Origin of the sequence: Hydrogenophaga sp. (genome assembly GCF_026125825.1) — a bacterium.
Classification (GTDB): Bacteria; Pseudomonadota; Gammaproteobacteria; order Burkholderiales; family Burkholderiaceae_C; genus Hydrogenophaga.
Genome location: NZ_JAHCKK010000057.1, coordinates 1 through 20,668 on the forward strand (window position 1 = coordinate 1; position 20,668 = coordinate 20,668).

The following is a 20,668-nucleotide window of genomic DNA, read 5'->3' on the forward strand; positions in this document are numbered from 1 at the left end:
ACGAGCGCCGCGCCGACGAGGCCAGCCGCGATGTGGAGGCCTGGCTCAAGTGCAAGTACATGCGCGAGCACCTGGGCGAGGAGTTCAGCGGGGTGGTGACCGCGGTCACGAGTTTCGGCCTCTTCGTCACGCTCGACGCGATGTACGTCGAGGGGCTGGTGCACATCACCGAACTCGGTGGCGAGTACTTCCGGTTCGACGAAGCGCGCCAGGAGTTGCGGGGCGAACGCACTGGCATCCGATATGGATTGGGTACGCGCGTGCAGGTACAGGTCAGTCGGGTGGATCTGGATGGCCGGCGCATCGACTTCCGCTTGGTCAGCGGCGACGACGACCTGGTGTTGCGAGCCATGCGCGACAAGACCGGCCAGCCGTCTGGCCCTGACAACCAGGCGCCCGCAGCCCGAGCGGGCAAGTCGCGTCGCAACCGGAGCGAAGGTGCGCCGCAAGGGCGCCAGGCGCCCGCCATGGACGTCAAGGCTGCCGTGAGAAAGGCTGCGGGCAAGAAGGGCGAGCGTGGCGGAGCCCGGAGCACCGCAAGCCAATCGCGCAAGAGCCGTCGCTGAAGCGGTCCCCACCCGATTTCGCCATGCCCAACTCCGCCGCCTTGACCAAGAGCCCTGCTGCCAAACCTGCAAAGTCAACGGTGGTGCGCCGGCGCGAGCCTGCGGCCGTGCCCACCGACCGGGCTTTGCGCATCGGCGTCTCGGCACGCCTGCTGCACCAGGCGCCGCAGGAGCTGGGGTTCCGAAACAAGATCCTGCAGTACATCGAGCAGTCGCTGGCCCACTGGATCATGGAGCACGGGGCGGTGGCTTTCATGGTGCCGGCCGTCGCGCACGACAGCAAGCATGCGGCGCGCCACCTCAAGGTGGAGCAGGTGGTCCAGGAGCTCGACGCACTGGTGCTGCAGGGCGGTGCCGATGTGGCGCCCCAAAGCTATGGGCAGACACCGATGGACCCGCGCTGGCAGGGCGATGTGGTGCGCGACCGCTATGAGCTGGCCTTGCTTCGCACCTTTCTTGCGCAGAAGAAACCGGTGCTGGGTGTCTGCCGGGGCGCGCAACTGCTCAACGTTGCCTTTGGCGGGACGTTGTACCAGGACATTCCAACCCAGTGCCCGGCGGCCCATGCCCACGTGGACACCGATCTGTATGACCAGCTGGAGCACGACGTGACCTTTCTCCAGGGCACCGCTCTGACCAAGCTGTATCCCAATGCCTCTCAGCTGCGGGTGACCAGCATTCATCACCAGGCGGTGGCGGAACTGGGCAAGGGGATGGTGGTGGAGGCTGTGTCAACCCTGGACGGCATGGTCGAGGCCATTCGCTGGACCGGTGACACCTATGCGCGGGGTGTGCAATGGCACCCCGAGTTCCACCACGGGCGCGACGCGCTGGCCGACAGTTCACCCATCATGCTGGACTTTCTGGAGGCGTCGCGGGCGGCCGCCCTGGAGCGGCTGGCCAGCGGGCACGAGCCCGATCCGCGCACGCCCCGGGCGCCCTTGCGACTGGGCGCCTGAGCCTACACTCTGTTCCCTCCGTCATCCGCCGCCCCACGCCATGCGCATTGTTTTCTTTCTGCTAGAGACGTTCTTCTTCTTTCTCGTGGCCGCGGCATTGTTGCGGGCCTGGATGAACCACTTGCGCATCAACATGTCAGGCCAGCCTGGTCGTTTTGCCATCGCGGTGACCGACTGGCTGGTGGCGCCGCTGCGCCGTGTGCTGCCACGCTCGCTCGCGCAGAGCCGCGTGGACTGGGGCAGCCTTGGCGCGGCCGTGTTGCTTGCGCTGGCCTTTGGCGTCCTCTGGTGGCTGCTGGCCGCGAGCGTGTCCGCCGCCCCGGGCTCGGCTGCTGGGATTGTCACGATCGTCTTCACCATGGCGGTGCGCCTGCTGGTTCGCACCGTGCTGCAGGGTTTGATGATCCTGCTGATCGGCTACGCCATCCTGTCATGGGTCCAACCCCAGTCGCCGTTGATGGGCACGCTTGATCGACTGTGCGCGCCCATCCTGCGCCCGGTGCGGCGCATCGTTCCCTTGGTCGGTGGCGTGGACTTGTCCGTGCTGCTGGTCATCATCCTGCTGCAGGTCGGCCTGATGCTGCTGGGCTGACGAGGGTTCAGCCTGGGAAGCGCGCCCGCGCAGCCAGGCGGCTGGCTGTGAGCCCTTGGGCGGCGTCTTCGTCCCAGTGATCGGCCAGCCATCCGTGCCAATGCACGGCCGCGGCAACCCTGTCTCGCACGCCCTCGCTGGACGCCCCTTGGGGCGCGATGGCACTGCCGATCATGCCGGCCAGCACGTCCCCGGTGCCGGCGGTGGCCAGAGCGCCGTTCCCGCTGGCGTTGATGAGCGGCACCTCACCCGGCGCAGCCAGCACCGAGCCCGAGCCCTTGAGCACGCACAGTGCGCCGAATCGATCGGCCAGGGCCTGTGCAGCCTTCAGTCGATCGGCCATGACCTCGGGGGTCGTTCTGCCAAGCAGACGAGCGGCTTCCAGGGGATGGGGGGTGAGCACGGTGATCCAGCCCTTGCCGTGCCGCTGGCCGAGGAGCGTCTGAAGCGACGTGTCGTCGGCGATCGCATTGAGCGCGTCGGCGTCGAGCACCAGCCGGTGGGCGGCACCTAGCACTTGTGGCAGCAGCGCGGCCACCGAAGTGCCACCGCCGCAGCCGCACACGACGCTCGCGTGGCGCAGGACCTCCGGTGCCAGCAGCAACGCCGGGCTGCGGAACATGAGCTCGGGGCAGATGGGGTCCCAGTGCGTCGGATGGGTTGAATCACCTTCGAGCAGGCCGACGAACACGCGGCCGGCGCCAGCGTGCAGCGCGGCTCGGGCGGCGAGCAAGGCGGCGCCCGTCATGCCGGCACCATGCACCGCGATGCCTTGGCCACCGAGCACCAGCACATCACCAAAGCTGCCCTTGTGGCTGGCATGGGGTCGCGATCGAATGGCCAACGGCTGTCCGGCCAGCCAGGCGGTTACAGGCACTTTGCCCGCCGGCGCGGCATTCAGGTCGTCAAACCAGACGCACCCGGCGGCGTCGCGCCCGGCGCCAGTGAACAAGCCTGGCTTGAGGGTGAGCAAGGACAGTGTGTGGCGCGGGCCCGGCACACCGCCGGTGCGACCGATCGAGGGCGCCAGCACACCCGTATCGGCATCCAGCCCGCTGGGTACGTCGACGCACAACACTGGCTGCTCGGTGGCACGAAGAAGGTCCACCCATTGGGCAATGGCGCCTCCCAGCGGCCTTTGCGGGCCGATGCCGAGCACGGCATCGATGGCGAGATCGAAGTCTGCGGGCGGGGCGTCGTGGAACGGGACGCCGCAGGCTCGCGCTGCGATCAGGGCCTGGTGGGCATCGGCTGGCATCCGGGATTCGTCTTCCACGGCGTGCGTCACGACCACTTCGGCAAGTCCACCCTGTTCTTGCGTCCATTGGTGCAGGTGGGTGGCAGCGACGAGGCCGTCACCGCCATTGTTGCCGGGGCCGCAGGCCACCCAGATGCGTGTGGCGTGCGGCTGCAGGGCGCGTGCAAGCCTCGCGACCGCGAGGCCGGCGCGCGACATCAAGGTGTGGTCGGGTAGGGCGGTTGCGGCCTCGTGTTCGATCTGGCGCGTGGCGGCGCTGCCGTACAAGGCCAGGCGGCCGGCGGCGGGCACCGGTCGCGGTCCGGTGGCAGTGATGAAGCTTGGCGCGTCCAAAGTCTCGCTCCTCTCAAGGCATGGACGCATTTCAACATGTTTGCGCGCAGCCGCTGGCCACCTGCCCGGCGTGTCAGAGGCCGTGGCGCTGGGGCGAACTGCCGGAAACGTCGATGTCAGGAGACCGGGCTGCCAGCTGATCGGCCAGCGCTCGCGCGGTGCCACATGCCATGGCCCAGCCGGCGCTGCCGTGCCCCAGGTTCACCCACACGGCCGGGAAGCGCGTGGCGCCTACCAAGGGCAGGCCGTCGGGCAGCGTCGCCTGGGCGCCTTGCCATTCCTGAACGCTGCCTCGTGGCCCGCCCAGGCGCACGGAGCCAGGGAACCAGTCCGACAGCACGGCGTAAAGCTGTTTCAGCGTGGCTTTGGAGGGTTGGCCGGGCGTGGCGCCGAACTCGCTGCCGCCCGCCACGCGAATGCGCTGTCCCAACCGCGCTATCGAGATGCCGTAGCCCGCGTCCAGCACCGCCGACATCGGGGCGTCCAGCGGTTCCCGCACGGCAGCGCTGAGCGAATGGCTGTAGACAGGCTGCAATGGCAGGCGCAGCCCAAGGGGGCGCAGCAGGCCCGTGCTTTGCACGCCCGCACATACCACCACGGCGTCGAATCGCTGGACATCGCTGGTTCCTGCGTTGGCGCTGCTCGAGAGGCGCAGGTTCACGCCGGCGGTGGGCCCCAGGGGTTCGACGGCGTCCACCGTCGTGCTGAACACGAAACGGCAGCCGAGTTGCTGGGCTTCGACGCGGATCGACAGCGCGAATTCGCGGCAATTGGCTGCAGCTTCCCCGCCCAATTCAATCGCGCCATGCAAAGGCGTTTCAGGGTTCAGGGCCGGTTCCAGCGCCCGGGCCTGGTCGGCGGACAGTTCGCGGCAGGGAATCCCGAGTTCTTTCATCTGCTGCAGGGCGGGCTGGGCCTGTTCGGCCTCCCGCGCTTGCCGCCAGAGCACCAGCATGCCTTGGCTTCGGTCGTGGTCAAGGTCCCGCTCCTCGGTGATCGCGAGAAGGCGCTGCTGGCTGTACTGCACCCATTGGTGGATCTGCCGATGGCGGTCCGCCTGGTGCGGACCCTGGCCGGCTTGCAGCCAGCGCCAGATCCAGCGCCATTCCCCGCCCCGCGGCAGCCGAGCCAGCTTCAGCCCCCCGGGGCGCGTGGCCCAGGGCATGCGCAGGCTTCGCTCTGGACGGCCCCAGGGGGCCGTCCAGCCCGCAGCGACGAGCGCGCCGCTGGCGAAGCTGGCCTCTTCGGCCACGGTGCTGCGGCGCTCAAACACCGTGACTTCATGTCCGTCTCGCGTCAGCTCGAATGCGGTCGTGGTGCCGATCACGCCCGCTCCCACCACGGCGACTTTCACGATGCCCCTCCGGGCAAGAGGGCGGGGGGGAAAGGCGGGCAATCGGCGGTCAGCGAGGCATCGGGCATGGGACGTGGCGCAGAAGCACACCGGACGCGCCAAGGGAGCGCGATCCGGAGAGCAAGTAAGACGGGAGCGGCCGGGCTGCTATAATCGACAGGCTTTGCAGATGGCTGGCTCGAACATCGTTCTTGCCGCCTTTGCAGAGCGAAATCGCAAACCAGCCCAACCGGGTGTTGCCTGAAGCACCAGGACCGTCAGCGGTCCGTTCAATGCACAGGTGATCGGGGCTGGATTTTAGACTCAACCTCTGGAAAGTTAACTCATGTCTATCTCCATGCGCGAAATGCTGGAAGCCGGTGTCCACTTTGGACACCAGACCCGCTTCTGGAACCCCAAGATGGCTCCGTACATCTTCGGCCATCGCAACAAAATCCACATCGTCAACCTCGAAAAGACGCTGCCCCTGTTCGAAGAGGCGGCCAAGTTCGTGCGCCAGCTCTCCGCCAACCGCGGCACCATCCTGATGGTGGGCACCAAGCGCCAATCGCGCGACATCGTGGCCCAGGAAGCCCGCCGCGCCGGCGTGCCTTTTGTCGACCAGCGCTGGCTGGGTGGCATGCTGACCAACTTCAAGACGGTCAAGACCTCCATCAAGCGCCTGAAGGACATGCAAGCCCAGAAGGAAGCCGGCCTGGACAGCATGACCAAGAAAGAGCAGCTGATGTTTGCTCGCGAAATGGAAAAGCTCGAGAAGGACATCGGCGGCATTCAGGACATGAACGCGCTGCCCGATGCCATCTTTGTCATCGACGTGGGCTTCCACAAGATTGCCGTGCTCGAAGCCCAGAAGCTGGGCATCCCGCTGGTGGGTGTGGTCGATACCAACCACTCGCCCGTGGGCATTGACTACGTCATCCCCGGCAACGACGACTCGGCCCGCGCCGTGGCGCTGTACGCCCGTGGCATCGCCGACGCCATCATTGAAGGCCGCAGCAACGCGGTCACCGAAACGGTCAAGGCGTCGCCTGCGGCCGACGAGTTCGTGGAAGTCAAGGACGCTGCTGCTGCCTGAGCTTGACTCTTGCATGAAAGAGGGGCTCGTGTAGCCCCTTTTTCATAAGGCCACCCGATCATTGAAACAGACCGTTGCTGCCCAGCGGGCACAACGGCGAACGGAGAAACTGAAATGGCAATTACCGCAAGCATGGTCGCCGAACTGCGCGCCAAGACCGACGCACCCATGATGGAGTGCAAGAAAGCCCTGACCGAAGCCGATGGCGACATGGCCAAGGCCGAAGAGCTGCTGCGTGTCAAGCTCGGCACGAAGGCCGGCAAGGCCGCCAGCCGTGTCACCGCAGAAGGCGTCGTGGCCAGCTCCATCCATGGCACCACGGGTGCCCTGATCGAAGTCAACTGCGAAACCGACTTCGTCACGAAGAACGACAGCTTCCTGGCGCTGGCCAACGCAGCGGCCAAGCTGGTGGCGGAGCACCAACCTGCCGATCTCGAGGCCCTGGGCGCGCTGCCCTACAGCCAGGACGGGTTCGGCCCTACCCTGGAAGACGTGCGCAAAGGCCTGATCGGCAAGATCGGCGAAAACATGTCGTTCCGCCGGTTCAAGCATTGGGCCAACGGCGGCCAGCTCGCCGGTTACCTGCACGGTACCCGCATTGGCGTCGTGGTGGAGTTTGAAGGCGATGCCGTGGCCGCCAAGGACGTCGCCATGCACGTGGCCGCCATGAAGCCTGTGTCGCTGACTTCGGCTGACGTGCCTGCTGAGCTGATCGAGCGCGAGCGCTCGGTGGCTGCCGCCAAGGCCGCTGAGTCGGGCAAGCCTGCCGACATCGTCGCCAAGATGGTGGAAGGTTCGGTCCAGAAGTACCTCAAGGAGGTCTCGCTGTTCGATCAGGTCTTCGTGAAGGCCGCCGACGGCAAGCAGACCGTGGGCGCGATGCTCAAGGCCGCTGGCACCAACGTCAAGGGCTTCACGCTGTTCGTGGTCGGCGAGGGCATCGAAAAAAAGGTCGATGACTTCGCGGCGGAAGTGGCCGCGCAAGTGGCTGCCGCCAAGGGCGCCTGATCCTGCCGAGACTGGACGATACAACGGGCCGCAAGGCCCGTTGTGCCGTGTGGGGCTTATTTACGCCCCGATGCGGCGGGTGAACGCGGGCTCCTCGCTACACTTGCCGGTTGAATGTTTGTTTATTGATTTCCTGAAAGTTGCCTCATGCCAGCCTACAAACGGATTCTGTTGAAACTGTCGGGAGAGGCCCTGATGGGCGATGACGCGTTCGGCATCAACCGGGCCACCATCGTGCGCATGGTGGAAGAAATCGCCGAAGTCACCCGCCTGGGCGTCCAGGTGGCCATTGTCATCGGTGGCGGCAACATCTTCCGCGGCGTGGCCGGCGGCTCGGTCGGCATGGACCGGGCCACGGCCGACTACATGGGCATGTTGGCGACCGTGATGAACTCGCTCGCGCTGGCCGATACCATGGACAAGGCCGGCTTGGTGGCGCGCGTGATGTCTGCCATTGCCATCGAGCAGGTGGTCGAGCCTTACGTTCGGCCCAAGGCCTTGCAGTATCTCGAAGAGGGCAAGGTGGTCGTCTTTGCCGCCGGCACGGGCAATCCCTTCTTCACCACCGATACGGCTGCCGCGCTGCGCGGCGCCGAGATCGGTGCGGAAATCGTGCTCAAGGCCACCAAGGTCGATGGTGTCTATACCGCCGATCCGAACAAGGACCCCAGCGCCACGCGCTACACCACCATTTCGTTTGACGAGGCCATGAGCAAGAACCTGCAGGTGATGGATGCCACCGCGTTTGCGCTGTGCCGCGACCAGAAGCTGCCCGTGAAGGTGTTTTCGATCTTCAAGCCCGGGGCGCTGCGCAAGGTGGTGCAGGGGGGCGATGAGGGCACGCTGGTTCACGTCTGATGCCTGTTTGGCATTTCATTTCCCGCTGCATTGAGGAGTTTTCATGAGCACCGACGACATCCGCAAAACCGCTGAGCACAAGATGCTTCAATCGGTGGAAGCGCTCAAGAACAGTTTGACCAAGGTCCGCACCGGGCGGCCCAACCCCGCCTTGCTGGACACGGTGCATGTGGAGTACTACGGCTCCATGCTGCCGCTGTCCCAGGTGGCCAACCTGACGCTGCTGGACGCGCGCACCATCGGCGTGGCCCCGTGGGAAAAAGGCATGGGTCCCAAGATCGAGAAGGCCATCCGGGAATCGGACCTCGGCCTGAACCCGTCCAGCCAGGGCGACCTGATCCGCGTGCCCATGCCACCCATGACCGAGGAGCGCCGCAAGGAACTCACCAAGGTGGTCCGTGGTGAAGGCGAGGCCGCCAAAATCGCGGTGCGCAACCTGCGTCGCGACGCCAACGAATCGGTGAAGAAGCTGGTCAAGGAGAAGCTGGCGTCCGAAGACGACGACCGCCGCTCTCAGGAAGACATCCAGAAGCTGACCGACCGCATGATTGCGGAGGTGGATCGTCTGGTGGCATCCAAGGAACAGGACATCATGGCGGTCTGATCCGCCCTTCGATCGACCTCCTGGCCATGGCTACAGCTGCAACACTCCCCTCCCTGTCGGCGAAACTGCCTGGCCACGTGGCCATCGTCATGGATGGCAATGGTCGCTGGGCGCAGAAGCGTTGGTTGCCGCGCGCGGCCGGGCACAAGCAGGGCGTGGACGCATTGCGCGGGGTGGTCAAGGCCTGCATTGAGCGCGGCGTGCCTGTGCTCTCCGTTTTCGCGTTCTCGTCCGAGAACTGGAACCGCCCCGTGGAGGAGGTCTCCGGTCTCATGGACCTGCTGGCAATGGCGCTGTCGCGCGAGGTTCCCAGCCTGAAGAAGAGCGGCGTGCGGTTGCACTTCCCAGGCAATCGGGAGGGCCTGTCGGCGCGAGTGGTGCAGGGGCTGGAGGCTGCCGAGCGCGAGACCGCACACAATCAGACCCTGGTCTTGAATGTGTGCTTCAACTACGGTGGACGCTGGGATATCGCTCAGGCGGCCCGCCGCCTTGCGCAGCAAGGCGCGGAGATCACGGAGGCGAGCCTGGCGGGTGCGATGGCGCTGTCGCACGTGAACGACCCGGATCTCCTGATCCGCACCGGTGGCGAATTGCGCATCAGCAACTTCCTGCTCTGGCAGTCCGCCTACACCGAGCTGCTCTTCACCGATTGCCTGTGGCCAGATTTCGATGCGGCCGAACTGGACCGCGCATTGGCCGAGTTCGCCCGGCGCGAGCGCCGCTTCGGCCAGACCGCCGAGCAACGTGCGGAGGTCGAGCCCGAGGTGGTCGCAGTGGGCCAGCGGCATGCTTAAGCAGCGCATCATCACGGCCCTGCTGCTGCTGGCCGTCCTTCTGCCTGCGCTGTTCTACCCCTCGATTGAACCGTTTGCCGCCCTGACGCTGCTGCTGATCGTGGCGGGCGGCTGGGAATGGGCGCGCCTCAACGGCAGCGGCTCATCGCTTTCATTGGGCCTCGGCCTCGGTCTGGGCGCGCTCATGGCGTTGGTCTGGTGGGCTGGTGGTTTGAACCTGTCGTTGCGACCGCTCTGGCTGGCCGTTGGTGCCGCCTGGGTATTGCTGGCCGTCGTGATGCTGGGCCGCGGCGTGAAGGGCTGGAGCGCGTGGCCTTCCGGCTTGCGCCTGTGGGTGGGGCTGGCGCTCATCGCCTGCGCCTGGCTCGCCATGGTGCACGCGCGCATGGTGGGCCTGGGCTTTCTGCTGTCCGTGCTGCTGCTGGTCTGGACCGCCGATATCGCGGCTTACTTCGGCGGCAAGGCCTTGGGCAAGCGCAAGCTGGCTCCCACGATCAGCCCGGGCAAGAGCTGGGAAGGCGCCATCAGTGGACTGGCAGGGGTTTTTCTGCTCGCCGCCTGCTGGCTTTGGGCCGATGCGCAGGGCAACAGCCTGTACGCGCGCCTCTGGGCCCTGGGGCCAGGGCTTGCCGTGCTGTCGCTGGTGTTTCTCGTTGCCATGAGCGTGGTGGGTGATCTGGTGGAGTCGTTGGTCAAGCGAAGTGCAGGTGCCAAGGATTCCAGCCAGCTCCTGCCAGGTCACGGCGGCGTGCTCGATCGTGTCGACGCCTTGCTGCCCGTGCTGCCGCTGGCCATGATGCTCATCACCATCTGAACGGCCATGAACCGCCCCCAAGCCATCACCATCCTGGGCTCCACAGGCTCGATCGGGGTCAGCACGCTGGACGTGATCGCCCGACACCCCGATCGCTACACCGTCTTTGCGCTGACCGCCGCCACGCAGGTGGAGGCGATTCTGGAGCAGTGCCAGCGCTTTGCCCCCCGGTATGCTGTCATGGCCAGCCCGGCGCATGCGCAACAACTGGCCGCCCGCGTGCGCGAGCTCGGCCTGTCGGTCGAGGTGCTGTCGGGGGCGCAGGCGTTGTGCGAGGTCAGCCGCGCCGAGGCAGTGGATGCCGTGATGGCCGCCATTGTTGGTGCAGCGGGTCTCGCCCCCAGCCTCGCGGCTGCGCAGGCGGGCAAGAAATTGCTGCTGGCCAACAAGGAGGCGCTGGTGGTCGGTGGCGAGCTCTTCATGCAGGCGGTTCGCGAAGGGGGGGCAACCCTTCTGCCCATCGACAGCGAGCATTCGGCGGTGTTCCAGTCGCTGCCTGAAGATCCGTCGACCTGGACGCGCCGGGTCGACAAGATCGTGCTCACCGCGTCAGGCGGCCCGTTCCGCACGCGCGATCCCCACACCTTGCACGAAGTGACGCCAGAGCAGGCCTGCGCGCACCCCAACTGGGTGATGGGCCGCAAGATCTCGGTGGACTCGGCGACCATGATGAACAAGGCGCTGGAAGTCATCGAGGCCTGCTACCTGTTTGGATTGCCTGCCTCGCAGATCGAGGTGGTGATCCACCCGCAGAGTGTCATTCATTCGATGGTGCAGTACACCGACAGCTCCGTGGTGGCACAGATGGGCACCCCTGACATGCGCGGTCCCATCGCATACGGCCTCTCTTGGCCGGAGCGCATCGTGTCGGGCGCGGCCGCGCTGGATTTCGCCTCGCTGGGTGCACTCAGCTTTGAAAAACCCGATGACCGCCGTTTCCCCGGCCTGCGCCTTGCCTGGGACGCCCTGGGCGGCCCGATGGGCACGACCGCAGTGCTCAATGCCGCGAACGAGGAGGCGGTGGCCGCGTTTCTGGCCCATCGGCTGCGGTTCGACCAGATCCATGTCGTCAACCATGCAACTTTGCAGGCCCTGACCCCCTCGAAGCCTCACGGGCTTGACGACCTCCTGGCGATCGACGCGGAAACGCGTGCCATCGCGCAAGCCCAGATAGACCGTCTGGCGGCTTGACGGCAAGACGGCCGGTACCCCGTCCGTTCAATTCTCGAAAACCCTTGCCATGCTCACACTCGTTGCCTTTGTTGTGGCTCTCGGTCTGCTGATCGCCGTGCACGAGTACGGCCACTACCGCGTCGCCGTGGCCTGCGGTGTGAAGGTGCTGCGTTTTTCGGTCGGCTTCGGCAAACCCCTGTTGACTTGGCGCAGGAAGGGTAGCCCGACGGAGTTCGTGCTCTGTGCGCTGCCCCTGGGCGGCTACGTGCGAATGCTTGATGAGCGGGAGGCCCCGGTTGACCCAGCCGAGCGCCATTTGGCTTTCAACACCCAACCGCTGCGCTCGCGCGCCGCCATCGTTGCCGCCGGCCCTGCCGCGAACCTGCTGCTGGCGATCGCGATCTATGCCCTTGTCAATTGGACTGGCGTGGAGGAGCCCAAGCCCGTGCTGGCCAGTCCAGTGGCGGGCTCGATCGCAGAGCGCGCCGGCTTGCGCGGGGGCGAGTGGGTGGCGCAGAGCGCCGTGGCCGATGCCGAAGCCAGTGCGGTGGTGTCCTTCGAGGACCTGCGCTGGCGCCTCACGCAGGCCGCTCTGTCGAGCGAAGACATGACGCTGTGGGTGTCGTCACGCGAAGGCGACGCGACGCGCCCCGTGACGCTTCCCTTGAGCGAACTAAACGTGCGGGAGGCCGATGCCGCCCTGTTTCAGCGCATCGGCATCACCAGTCCCTGGAGCGCGCCGGTGGTGGGCGAGGTCATGGAGGGCGGGGCCGCCGCCGCTGCCGGGCTGAGGGAAGGCGACATCGTCCGCAAGGTCAACGATCAAAGCGTGCGCGATGGACAGAGTCTGCGGGCCCTGATCCGGGCGGCCGTGGGCCAGGCCGGTGAGCCTGTCGAGCAGCACTGGGAGGTGTTGCGTGCAGGGCAGGTCGCTCATCTCGTGGTTCGCCCGGTGCCCGAGCAACAGGCCGGCGTCTGGGTGGGGCGTGTCGGCGCGTACATCGGCGCCATGCCGGAGATGACGACGGTGCGCCATGGCGCGGTTGATGGCCTGGTCAACGGTGTCGTCCGGACCTGGGAAGTCTCTTGGCTGACGCTCAAGATGATGGGGCGCATGCTGATCGGTGAAGCGTCGGTGAAGAACCTCAGCGGCCCCCTGACGATTGCCGACTACGCTGGAAAGTCGGCCAGCCTCGGTATCACCTCTTACCTGCTGTTTCTCGCGCTGATCAGCGTGAGCTTGGGCGTGCTCAACCTGCTGCCGTTGCCGGTCCTCGATGGAGGGCACCTGATGTATTATCTTTGGGAGGGTGTCACTGGGCGCAGCGTGTCTGACGTCTGGATGGAGCGCCTGCAGCGAGGGGGTGTCGTGGTTCTCATGGCGCTCATGTCCGTCGCCTTGTTCAATGATGTGGCCCGCCTGGCTGGCTGAACGCTTCTTTTCCATGAAAATAAAATCTTTCGGACTTCGCGGCCTGACCCTCTCTGCGCTCGCGACGACCCTTCTTGCGGCTTTGCCTGCCTGGGCTGTGGATCCCTTCACCCTTCGCGACATCCGTGTCGAAGGACTGCAGCGTGTCGAGCCAGGCACGGTGTTCGCGTCGTTGCCGTTTCGCATTGGTGACCAGTACAACGACGACAAGGGCTCCACGGCCATCCGCTCTTTGTTCGGCCTTGGCCTTTTCAGCGATGTGCGCCTGCAGGTCAATGGCGATGTGCTGGTGGTGATTGTCGAAGAGCGGCCCACGGTCGCCGACATCAGCTTTTCCGGCATCAAAGAGTTCGACGACGCGGTGCTGAAGAAGGCTCTGCGTGACATTGGCCTGACCGATGGCCGGCCGTTTGACAAGGCGCTGGCCGATCGCGCCGAGCAGGAACTTAAGCGCCAGTACATCAACCGCAGCATGTACGCCGCGCAGATCGTCACCACCGTGACGCCGAGCGAGCGCAACCGCGTCAACCTCAATTTCAGCGTGGTGGAGGGCGATGTGGCCAAGATCCGGGAAATCCGGATCGTCGGCAACCGCGCGTTCTCGGAGTCGACCTTGCGCAACCTGTTCGACCTCGACACCGGTGGCTGGCTGAGCTGGTACACCAAGTCGGACCGCTATTCGCGTGCCAAGCTCAACGCCGACATCGAGACCCTGCGTTCCTACTACCTCACGCGCGGCTATCTGGAATTTCGCATCGACTCCACCCAGGTTGCGATCGCGCCGGACAAGGAGAGCATGTCCATCACCCTCAACATCACCGAAGGCGACCGCTACGTGGTCAAGTCGGTGGCGCTCGAGGGCGAGTACCTGGGACGCGAAGAGGAATTCAAGTCGCTTGTGACGTTGCGGGCGGGCGAGGCTTACAACGCCGAAGACGAAACCAGCACCGTCAAGGCCTTTACCGATTATTTCGGGGCCTTCGGCTATGCCTTTGCCCAGGTCGAGGCCAGCCGCGACATCGACCGGGCGAACAAGCAGGTGTCCTTTGTTCTGCGGGCCCAGCCCGCGCGCCGTGTGTACGTGCGCCGCATCAACGTGGAGGGCAACAACCGCACCCGCGACGAAGTCATCCGCCGCGAGTTTCGCCAGCTGGAGTCGGCCTGGTACGACAGCGACCGCATCCGCCTGTCGCGTGACCGCGTCGACCGCCTGGGGTTCTTCACGTCTGTGGAAGTCGATACCCAGCAGGTGCCGGGCACCCCCGACCAGGTGGACATGACCATCACCGTGGTGGAAAAGCCGACAGGCAACCTGACGCTGGGCGCCGGCTATTCGCAGGCCGACAAGCTCTCGATCATTGCCGGTATCCGCCAGGAGAACGTGTTCGGCTCCGGCAATTACCTGGGCGTGGACGTCAACACCAGCGACTACAACCGACAGATCGTCGTCAGCACGGTGGACCCGTACTTCACGCCGGATGGGGTGTCGCGCAGCTTTGATGTCTACTACCGCACGACGCAGCCGTACACCGAGCAGGGTGGTGACTACCGGCTCATCACGCCAGGTGTCAGCGTGAAGTTCGGCGTGCCTTTCACCGAACAGGATACGGTGTTCTTTGGCATTGGCATCGAGCAGACCAAGATCGAGCCTGGTACAGGCCTGCCGCAGGCCTATCAGCAATACTCGAACACGTTCGGAGAGACCAGTTCCTCGGTGCCGCTGACCGTCGGTTGGTCCCGGGATGGTCGCGACAGTGCACTGGTTCCGACCCAGGGTCGCTTGCAGCGCTTCAACACCGAGATCGGGGTGGGTGGCGACACCCGGTACCTGAAGGCCAACTACCAGATCCAGCAGTACATTCCCCTGACGAAGCAGTACACCCTCGCGTTCAACGGTGAGTTGGGCTATGGCAAGGGCCTGGGTGGCCGACCGTTCCCGCTGTTCAAGAACTTTTACGGTGGGGGCCTCGGCTCGGTGCGTGGCTTCGACCAAGGCACCCTGGGCCCGACCTCACCCATCATGTCGGGCGTTCAGGCTGGCGAACTGGTCAACATCGGTGGCAATCGCAGCATGGCTTTCAGCGCCGAGTTCATCACGCCTTTTCCTGGTGCTGGCAACGACCGCACCCTGCGCATGTTCGGGTTCATCGACGTCGGCAACGTGTATGGCGAAAATGACACCCGGCCAAATGCCACCGATTTGCGCGCTTCCGTGGGGGTGGGCCTGAGCTGGATCTCGCCCGTCGGCCCCTTGCGCTTTGCCATCGCCAACCCCATCCGGAAATTCCCTGGCGATAGAATCCAGAAATTCCAGTTTCAGATCGGAACCTCCTTTTGATGAAGACTTTTTCCCGACTTTTCAACCGACGCCTCCTGCTGGCCGCTGGGCTGGGCCTGCTGGCCTTTGCCGCCGCGGCGCAGGATTTCCGCATCGGCTTCGTGAACACCGACAGGATCTTCCGCGAGGCCAACCTGGCCAAGGCGGCGCAGACCAAGCTCGAGCAGGAGTTCTCGCGGCGCGAGAAAGAAGTGCAGGGCCTGGCGGCCCAGCTCAAGACCGCTTCGGAGAAGTTCGAGCGTGAGTCCCCCACGCTGCCAGATGCACAACGGGCGGCGCGCCAGCGTCAGCTTGTCGAGCAGGATCGCGATTTCCAGCGCAAGCAGCGCGAGTTTCAGGAAGACCTGAATCTGCGCAAGAACGAAGAGCTGCAAAGCGTGCTTGAGCGCGCCAACCGTGTGATCAAGCAGGTGGCCGAGGCCGAGAAATACGATCTGGTGATCCAGGAAGCTGTGTACATCAACCCCAAGCACGACATCACCGACAAGGTGCTGAGCGGCTTGAACGGCGGCAAGTAAGTCACGCCAGGGCGACCCGTGTCGAGGCCTCTGGGCGACATCGTTGAAGCCCTGGGGGGCACGCGGCACGGCTCACCCGACCTGCTGATCCATCGGCTGGCGCCCGTGGCCACGGCCGGGCCAGGCGAACTGGCCTTCGTCGCGCAGGCGCGCTATGCGGCTCAGATCACCAGCACCGGTGCCGAGGTGCTCATCGTTCCCCCGGCCTTGCAGGATCAGGCCGCAGCGCGCGGTGCCTGCATCGTCACGGAAGACCCCTACCTTTACTTTGCGCGGCTGACCCAGTGGTGGAGGCGGCAGCACGAGGCTGCGCCTGCTCAGGGCATCGACCCGCTGGCGAGCATCCATCCCTCGGCCCGTGTCGATGAGGGGGTGAGCGTCGGGCCGTTCGCGATGATCGGGCGCGACGTTCATTTGTCGCGCGGTGTCAGGGTGGGCGCACACACCGTGCTGGGTGACGGGGCCCATGTGGGTGAAGGCACGTGGCTTCATGCGCGTGTCACTCTAGGGGAGCGCTGCAGGGTGGGCGCGCGCTGCGTGGTGCACTCTGGTGCGGTGATCGGGGCCGATGGCTTCGGTTTCGCGCCCCACCAGGGCGAGTGGGTCAAGATCGAGCAATTGGGTGCGGTGCGCATCGGCGATGACGTGGAGATCGGAGCCAACACCTGCATCGACCGCGGCGCGCTGGACGACACCGTGATCGAGAACGGCGTGAAGCTGGACAATCTGATCCAGATTGGTCACAACGTGCACGTGGGGGCGCACACCGCCATGGCGGGTTGTGTCGGCGTGGCCGGCAGCGCCACCATCGGGGCGCATTGCACCATTGGCGGGGGGGCGGTGGTGCTGGGCCACCTTCGGCTGGCCGATGGCGTGCATGTGTCGGCGGCCTCGGTGGTCACGCGATCCTTGCTCAAGCCAGGGCATTACACCGGCATGTTCCCCATCGACGACAATGCCAGCTGGGAAAAGAACGCTGCCTCCCTCAAGCAGCTCAACCGCCTGCGCGAGCGCCTCAAGGCCGCGGAGCTGGCAATCGAACAAGCCCTTCAAAACAATTCAAAGCCATGATGGACATCCACCAGATTCTCAAGCAGTTGCCGCACCGATACCCCATCCTTTTGGTCGATCGCGTGCTGGAGCTGGACAAGGGCAAGAGCATCAAGGCACTGAAGAATGTGACCATCAACGAGCCGTTTTTCGTTGGCCACTTTCCACATCGCCCGGTCATGCCGGGTGTGCTGATGCTCGAAGCCATGGCCCAGGCTGCGGCGCTGCTGTCCTTCGACACGATGGGCGTCACGCCCGATGACAAGACGGTCTATTACTTTGCCGGTATCGACGGCGCACGCTTCAAGCGCCCGGTCGAACCGGGCGACCAGCTCATCATGGATGTGAGCCTGGAGCGCGCCAAGGCCGGCATCTTCAAGTTCAAGGGTGTCTCGCGTGTGGGCGATCAGGTGGCGTGCGAAGCCGAGCTGATGTGCACCATGCGCACCGTCGCCTGAATCGGGGAGGGCACCTTGTGTCATTGATCCACCCTACGGCGGTCATCGAGCCGTCTGCCGAGCTGGACAGTTCCGTGAGCGTTGGTCCGTACACGGTGATCGGGCCCCACGTGAAAATCGACGCCGGCACCACGGTCGGCGCCCACTGCGTGATCGAGGGGCATACCACCATCGGCCGCGACAACCGCATCTTCCAGTTCAACTCATTGGGCGCCATCCCGCAGGACAAGAAATACGCCGGTGAGCCTTGCGAGCTGGTGATCGGTCACCGCAACACGATCCGCGAGTTCTGCACCTTCAATATCGGCTCGCCGGGCGATCGGGCGGTGACCCAGGTCGGCGACGACAACTGGATCATGGCTTACGTGCACCTGGCGCACGACTGCGTGGTGGCCAACCACACCATCTTCGCCAACAATTCGCAGCTCGCCGGCCATGTGGTGGTGGACGACTGGGTGATCCTCGGCGGTTTCACCGTGGTGCACCAGTTCGTGCGCATTGGCGCGCACGCCATGACGGCCATGTGTTCGCTGCTGTTTGCCGACCTGCCGCCGTTTGTGATGTGCCAGGGCCAGCCGGCCCAGGCGCGTTCCATGAATTTTGAAGGCCTTCGCCGCCGCGGCTTCTCACCTGAGCGCATCGCGGCCGTGAAGGCCATGCACAAGGCGCTGTACCGGGACGATCTCAAGCTGGACGACGCCGTGGCGCGCATTCAAGGGCTGTCCGACAAGACGCCGGATGCCAAGCCCGATGTCGCCATGATGCTGGACTTCCTCGGGCAGGTGTCGCCCCAGCGCGGCATCGTCCGTTGAAGCGCTCATGAACCCGTCCAAGCGTTTTGCCCTCGTGGCGGGCGAGACGTCGGGCGACCTGCTCGCGGGGCTGTTGCTCAGGGGCGTGCGGCAGCGCTGGCCCGATCTGCAGTCCTTTGGCATTGGTGGCCCGCAGATGGCCGCCCAGGGTTTTGAGGCTTGGTGGCCCAGCGAGAAGCTCGCGGTGCGCGGGTATGTCGAGGTGCTGCGGCACTATCGCGAGATCGTGGGCATCCGCGCGGCGTTGCAGCAGCGCCTGCTGACGTCGACGCGCCCCGATGTGTTCATCGGTGTGGATGCGCCCGATTTCAACCTGGACCTCGAGGCCAATCTGAAGGCAGAGGGTGTTCGCACCGTGCACTTCGTCTGCCCATCGATCTGGGCCTGGCGCGCGGACCGGGTCGACAAGATCCGGCGCAGCGCCGACCATGTGCTCTGCATTTTCCCGTTCGAACCCGCGTTGCTGGGGCAACATGACATCGCGGCCACCTATGTGGGCCACCCGCTGGCCAACGTCATCCCCATGGAGCCGGACCGCATGGCGGCGCGCCTCCAGCTGGGCCTGCAAGAGGAGGACACTGTCGTCGCGATCCTGCCGGGCAGCCGCGCCTCGGAAGTGCAGTACCTGGTCACGCGTTTCTTTGATGCCGCGGCGCGGCTGCGGCGCGAGCGCCCCGGTATGCGCTTCGTGGTGCCGGCGGTACCCGCGCTGCGCGATCGCATCGAGGCTGCGGCCCATGCCGCCGGGCTGAATGGTGCGTTGACAGTCATCCCGGGGCAGTCGCACACCGCGCTGGCTGCGTGCGATGTCACGCTGATCGCCAGCGGCACCGCGACGCTGGAGGCCGCGCTGTTCAAGCGGCCCATGGTGATTGCTTACAACATGAACTGGCTCTCGTGGCAGATCATGCGGCGCAAGCAACTGCAGCCTTGGGTGGGCTTGCCCAACATCCTTTGTGGCGAGTTTGTGGTTCCCGAGTTGTTGCAGGACGCGGCCACGCCTCAGGCGCTGTCGCAGGCGGTGCTGGACTGGCTTGATGCACCTGCGAAAATCGCCTCGGTCCGGCAGCGATTCACCGAGCTGCACCACACCCTGAGACGAGATACCGCTCAACTGGCTACCGATGCGATCGAACAAGTTCTTGAAGGCTGAACAGGCCCCGTTGATCTGGGACGTGCCCGGACTGCTCGCGGGCGTGGACGAGGCCGGGCGCGGTCCGCTGGCGGGGCCTGTGGTCGCCGCTGCCGTCATCCTGGATGACCGCGCGCCGATCAAAGGCCTGGCGGACTCCAAGCAGCTGACCGCATTGCGCCGCGAAAAACTGTATGACGAAATTCGTGCCAAGGCACTGTGTTGCAGCGTGGCCCAGGCTTCGGTGGAGGAGATCGACCAGCTCAACATCCTGCAGGCCACCTTGCTGGCCATGCGCCGGGCGGTGCTGGGCCTGCGCCTCAAACCTGCCAAAGTGCTGGTGGATGGCAACCGGCTGCCGACGCTGGACGTGCTGACCGAGGCCATTGTCTCGGGCGATGCGCTGGTACCGTCGATATCAGCCGCATCCATTCTGGCCAAGGTCACGCGGGATCGCCTGCTGTGCGAGTTGCATCTGCAGCACCCAGAGTATGGATTCGACCAGCACAAGGGTTACGGTACCGCGCAGCACATGCAGGCGTTGCGGGTGCATGGGGCCTTGTCCGTGCACCGTCGCTCGTTCGCGCCTGTGGCTCGAGCCTTGGTGGTGCCAGGGGCCGACAAGGGGGACGAGCCGTGACGGCCACGCCCCTGACCATCACCTCGCGAGACAACCCGTTGCTCAAGCGCCTGCGTCTGCTGGCGCAGGACGGCACGGCCTACCGCAAGCAGGGCCAAGTCTGGCTGGAGGGAGATCACCTCTGCCGGGCCTTGTTGGCGCGCGGTCTGCGGCCACTCACCGCGGTGTTCACCGACGCCTTCTGGCCTCGGGCCCCGCACGACTTGCGCGACGCCAGCGATCACGTGGTCATCGTGCCCGACGCCCTGATGGCGGGGATCAGTGGGCTGGAGTCGCCGGCCGGCGTGGGGTTTGTGTGGGCTTTGCCCCCCGTTTCGGCGGTGCAGGGTGGCGTGGCCACAGTGGTGCTGGACCGGCTGCAGGACGCGGGCAATGTGGGGTCTATCCTGCGCAGCGCATCCGCTTTCGGTTTTGGGCAGGTGCTGGCACTCAAGGGCACGGCCGCGCTGTGGTCCCCCAAGGTGGTGCGCGCGGGCATGGGGGCGCATTTCGGGCTGCGCCTGATTGAAGGCTTGGCGGTGCACGATCTCGCGGCGCTGGGCGTTCCTATGCTGGTGACCAGCTCTCATCAGGGAGACTGGCTGCATCAGGCACGGCTGCCCTGGCCCTGCGCATGGGTCCTGGGCCATGAAGGCCAGGGCGTGGGGGAGGGCCTGATGGCGCAGGCCGCGGCTTTCGTGCGCATCGCCCAGCCTGGCGGCGAAGAATCCCTCAATGTGGCCGCTGCTGCTGCCATTTGCCTGCACGCGGGCGCCGTCCGATCGGCTGTTTGAGCCCTCGGCCCAGGGCCCGCTCCGGGCTATAATTCCACGGTTTACCCGCAATCAGCGCAACCCTGCGCGCCCCGGCTCACCACCCCAGGTTCCAGCTCCGTTTCCGCCCCGGCACCGGCCGGCGCGA

General features: G+C 65.5%; 21 protein-coding genes. 19 read left to right on the forward strand and 2 right to left on the reverse strand.

Features of this window, described 5'->3' with window-relative positions; translation table 11 throughout:
• The 3 genes from KIT86_RS16960 to KIT86_RS16970 all read left to right on the forward strand — a co-directional run.
• Positions 1-566 (forward strand): S1 RNA-binding domain-containing protein (locus KIT86_RS16960; protein ID WP_297400473.1); only part of this gene is annotated, 566 nt, incomplete at its 5' end.
• Between the two features lie 23 nt (positions 567-589).
• A complete protein-coding gene (locus KIT86_RS16965) occupies positions 590-1,525 on the forward strand; it encodes a gamma-glutamyl-gamma-aminobutyrate hydrolase family protein (RefSeq protein WP_297400475.1) in 936 nt (311 codons plus the stop codon).
• A gap of 40 nt (positions 1,526-1,565) precedes the next feature.
• The gene (locus tag KIT86_RS16970; RefSeq protein WP_297400477.1) at positions 1,566-2,117 is read left to right on the forward strand and encodes a YggT family protein; all 552 of its coding nucleotides are present in this window, start codon (positions 1,566-1,568) and stop codon (positions 2,115-2,117) included.
• A 7-nt stretch (positions 2,118-2,124) separates the two neighbouring features.
• Here the strand turns inward: KIT86_RS16970 and KIT86_RS16975 are convergent, their stop codons facing one another.
• Together KIT86_RS16975 and KIT86_RS16980 are read right to left on the reverse strand one after the other, a co-directional pair.
• Entirely contained in the window at positions 2,125-3,666 is a 1,542-nt protein-coding gene (locus KIT86_RS16975) for an NAD(P)H-hydrate dehydratase (protein WP_297400479.1), read from the reverse strand.
• Positions 3,667-3,781: 115 nt separating this feature from the next.
• Positions 3,782-5,062 (reverse strand): FAD-dependent oxidoreductase, encoded by a 1,281-nt coding sequence (locus tag KIT86_RS16980; RefSeq protein WP_297400480.1) that lies wholly within the window; start codon positions 5,060-5,062, stop codon positions 3,782-3,784.
• A gap of 325 nt (positions 5,063-5,387) precedes the next feature.
• On the opposite strand from KIT86_RS16980, the gene rpsB reads away from it, so the two are divergent.
• The 16 genes from rpsB (at position 5,388) to KIT86_RS17060 (ending at position 20,541) form a co-directional block, all read left to right on the forward strand.
• The gene (rpsB, locus tag KIT86_RS16985) at positions 5,388-6,137 is read left to right on the forward strand and encodes a 30S ribosomal protein S2 (RefSeq protein ID WP_297400482.1); all 750 of its coding nucleotides are present in this window, start codon (positions 5,388-5,390) and stop codon (positions 6,135-6,137) included.
• Positions 6,138-6,251: 114 nt separating this feature from the next.
• Complete coding sequence (gene tsf / locus KIT86_RS16990) at positions 6,252-7,145, forward strand: translation elongation factor Ts (RefSeq protein WP_297400485.1); 894 nt, start codon at positions 6,252-6,254, stop codon at positions 7,143-7,145.
• 147 nt (positions 7,146-7,292) lie between these two features.
• A complete protein-coding gene (pyrH, locus tag KIT86_RS16995) occupies positions 7,293-8,003 on the forward strand; it encodes a UMP kinase (RefSeq protein ID WP_297400487.1) in 711 nt (236 codons plus the stop codon).
• A gap of 43 nt (positions 8,004-8,046) precedes the next feature.
• Positions 8,047-8,607, forward strand: a complete 561-nt coding sequence (frr, locus tag KIT86_RS17000) for a ribosome recycling factor (RefSeq protein WP_297400488.1) — start codon at positions 8,047-8,049, stop codon at positions 8,605-8,607.
• Between the two features lie 26 nt (positions 8,608-8,633).
• Positions 8,634-9,401: a polyprenyl diphosphate synthase gene (gene uppS, locus KIT86_RS17005; RefSeq protein ID WP_297400490.1), complete on the forward strand. Its 768-nt coding sequence runs from the start codon at positions 8,634-8,636 to the stop codon at positions 9,399-9,401.
• The gene (locus KIT86_RS17010; protein WP_297400492.1) at positions 9,394-10,215 is read left to right on the forward strand and encodes a phosphatidate cytidylyltransferase; all 822 of its coding nucleotides are present in this window, start codon (positions 9,394-9,396) and stop codon (positions 10,213-10,215) included. Before uppS ends, KIT86_RS17010 begins: the two co-directional genes overlap by 8 nt.
• Positions 10,216-10,221: 6 nt before the next feature.
• Positions 10,222-11,406: a 1-deoxy-D-xylulose-5-phosphate reductoisomerase gene (gene ispC, locus KIT86_RS17015; RefSeq protein WP_297400494.1), complete on the forward strand. Its 1,185-nt coding sequence runs from the start codon at positions 10,222-10,224 to the stop codon at positions 11,404-11,406.
• A gap of 49 nt (positions 11,407-11,455) precedes the next feature.
• Positions 11,456-12,820 (forward strand): RIP metalloprotease RseP, encoded by a 1,365-nt coding sequence (gene rseP / locus KIT86_RS17020; protein WP_297400496.1) that lies wholly within the window; start codon positions 11,456-11,458, stop codon positions 12,818-12,820.
• A 13-nt stretch (positions 12,821-12,833) separates the two neighbouring features.
• Positions 12,834-15,158 (forward strand): outer membrane protein assembly factor BamA, encoded by a 2,325-nt coding sequence (gene bamA / locus KIT86_RS17025; RefSeq protein WP_297400498.1) that lies wholly within the window; start codon positions 12,834-12,836, stop codon positions 15,156-15,158.
• Positions 15,158-15,676, forward strand: a complete 519-nt coding sequence (locus KIT86_RS17030) for an OmpH family outer membrane protein (RefSeq protein WP_297400501.1) — start codon at positions 15,158-15,160, stop codon at positions 15,674-15,676. Before bamA ends, KIT86_RS17030 begins: the two co-directional genes overlap by 1 nt.
• Positions 15,677-15,694: 18 nt before the next feature.
• On the forward strand, positions 15,695-16,747 hold the full coding sequence (lpxD, locus tag KIT86_RS17035) for a UDP-3-O-(3-hydroxymyristoyl)glucosamine N-acyltransferase (RefSeq protein ID WP_297400503.1): 1,053 nt from the start codon (positions 15,695-15,697) through the stop codon (positions 16,745-16,747).
• Positions 16,744-17,184 (forward strand): 3-hydroxyacyl-ACP dehydratase FabZ, encoded by a 441-nt coding sequence (fabZ, locus tag KIT86_RS17040; protein WP_297400505.1) that lies wholly within the window; start codon positions 16,744-16,746, stop codon positions 17,182-17,184. The genes lpxD and fabZ overlap by 4 nt, the downstream gene beginning before the upstream one ends.
• Positions 17,185-17,201: 17 nt before the next feature.
• Complete coding sequence (lpxA, locus tag KIT86_RS17045; RefSeq protein ID WP_297400507.1) at positions 17,202-17,996, forward strand: acyl-ACP--UDP-N-acetylglucosamine O-acyltransferase; 795 nt, start codon at positions 17,202-17,204, stop codon at positions 17,994-17,996.
• A 7-nt stretch (positions 17,997-18,003) separates the two neighbouring features.
• Entirely contained in the window at positions 18,004-19,149 is a 1,146-nt protein-coding gene (lpxB, locus tag KIT86_RS17050) for a lipid-A-disaccharide synthase (protein WP_297400509.1), read from the forward strand.
• Positions 19,121-19,768: a ribonuclease HII gene (gene rnhB, locus KIT86_RS17055; RefSeq protein ID WP_297400511.1), complete on the forward strand. Its 648-nt coding sequence runs from the start codon at positions 19,121-19,123 to the stop codon at positions 19,766-19,768. The genes lpxB and rnhB overlap by 29 nt, the downstream gene beginning before the upstream one ends.
• Positions 19,765-20,541 (forward strand): RNA methyltransferase, encoded by a 777-nt coding sequence (locus tag KIT86_RS17060; RefSeq protein ID WP_297400513.1) that lies wholly within the window; start codon positions 19,765-19,767, stop codon positions 20,539-20,541. Before rnhB ends, KIT86_RS17060 begins: the two co-directional genes overlap by 4 nt.
• Positions 20,542-20,668 lie beyond the last annotated feature (127 nt).

What these genes read in the sequence shown, in the direction of transcription:
- KIT86_RS16965 (WP_297400475.1), top strand. Translation starts at nt 590, where the DNA reads ATGCCCAACTCCGCCGCCTTGACCAAGAGCCCTGCTGCCAAACCTGCA.
- KIT86_RS16970 (WP_297400477.1), top strand. Translation starts at nt 1,566, where the DNA reads ATGCGCATTGTTTTCTTTCTGCTAGAGACGTTCTTCTTCTTTCTCGTG.
- rpsB (WP_297400482.1), top strand. Translation starts at nt 5,388, where the DNA reads ATGTCTATCTCCATGCGCGAAATGCTGGAAGCCGGTGTCCACTTTGGA.
- tsf (WP_297400485.1), top strand. Translation starts at nt 6,252, where the DNA reads ATGGCAATTACCGCAAGCATGGTCGCCGAACTGCGCGCCAAGACCGAC.
- pyrH (WP_297400487.1), top strand. Translation starts at nt 7,293, where the DNA reads ATGCCAGCCTACAAACGGATTCTGTTGAAACTGTCGGGAGAGGCCCTG.
- frr (WP_297400488.1), top strand. Translation starts at nt 8,047, where the DNA reads ATGAGCACCGACGACATCCGCAAAACCGCTGAGCACAAGATGCTTCAA.
- uppS (WP_297400490.1), top strand. Translation starts at nt 8,634, where the DNA reads ATGGCTACAGCTGCAACACTCCCCTCCCTGTCGGCGAAACTGCCTGGC.
- KIT86_RS17010 (WP_297400492.1), top strand. Translation starts at nt 9,394, where the DNA reads ATGCTTAAGCAGCGCATCATCACGGCCCTGCTGCTGCTGGCCGTCCTT.
- ispC (WP_297400494.1), top strand. Translation starts at nt 10,222, where the DNA reads ATGAACCGCCCCCAAGCCATCACCATCCTGGGCTCCACAGGCTCGATC.
- rseP (WP_297400496.1), top strand. Translation starts at nt 11,456, where the DNA reads ATGCTCACACTCGTTGCCTTTGTTGTGGCTCTCGGTCTGCTGATCGCC.
- bamA (WP_297400498.1), top strand. Translation starts at nt 12,834, where the DNA reads ATGAAAATAAAATCTTTCGGACTTCGCGGCCTGACCCTCTCTGCGCTC.
- KIT86_RS17030 (WP_297400501.1), top strand. Translation starts at nt 15,158, where the DNA reads ATGAAGACTTTTTCCCGACTTTTCAACCGACGCCTCCTGCTGGCCGCT.
- fabZ (WP_297400505.1), top strand. Translation starts at nt 16,744, where the DNA reads ATGATGGACATCCACCAGATTCTCAAGCAGTTGCCGCACCGATACCCC.
- lpxB (WP_297400509.1), top strand. Translation starts at nt 18,004, where the DNA reads ATGAACCCGTCCAAGCGTTTTGCCCTCGTGGCGGGCGAGACGTCGGGC.
- rnhB (WP_297400511.1), top strand. Translation starts at nt 19,121, where the DNA reads ATGCGATCGAACAAGTTCTTGAAGGCTGAACAGGCCCCGTTGATCTGG.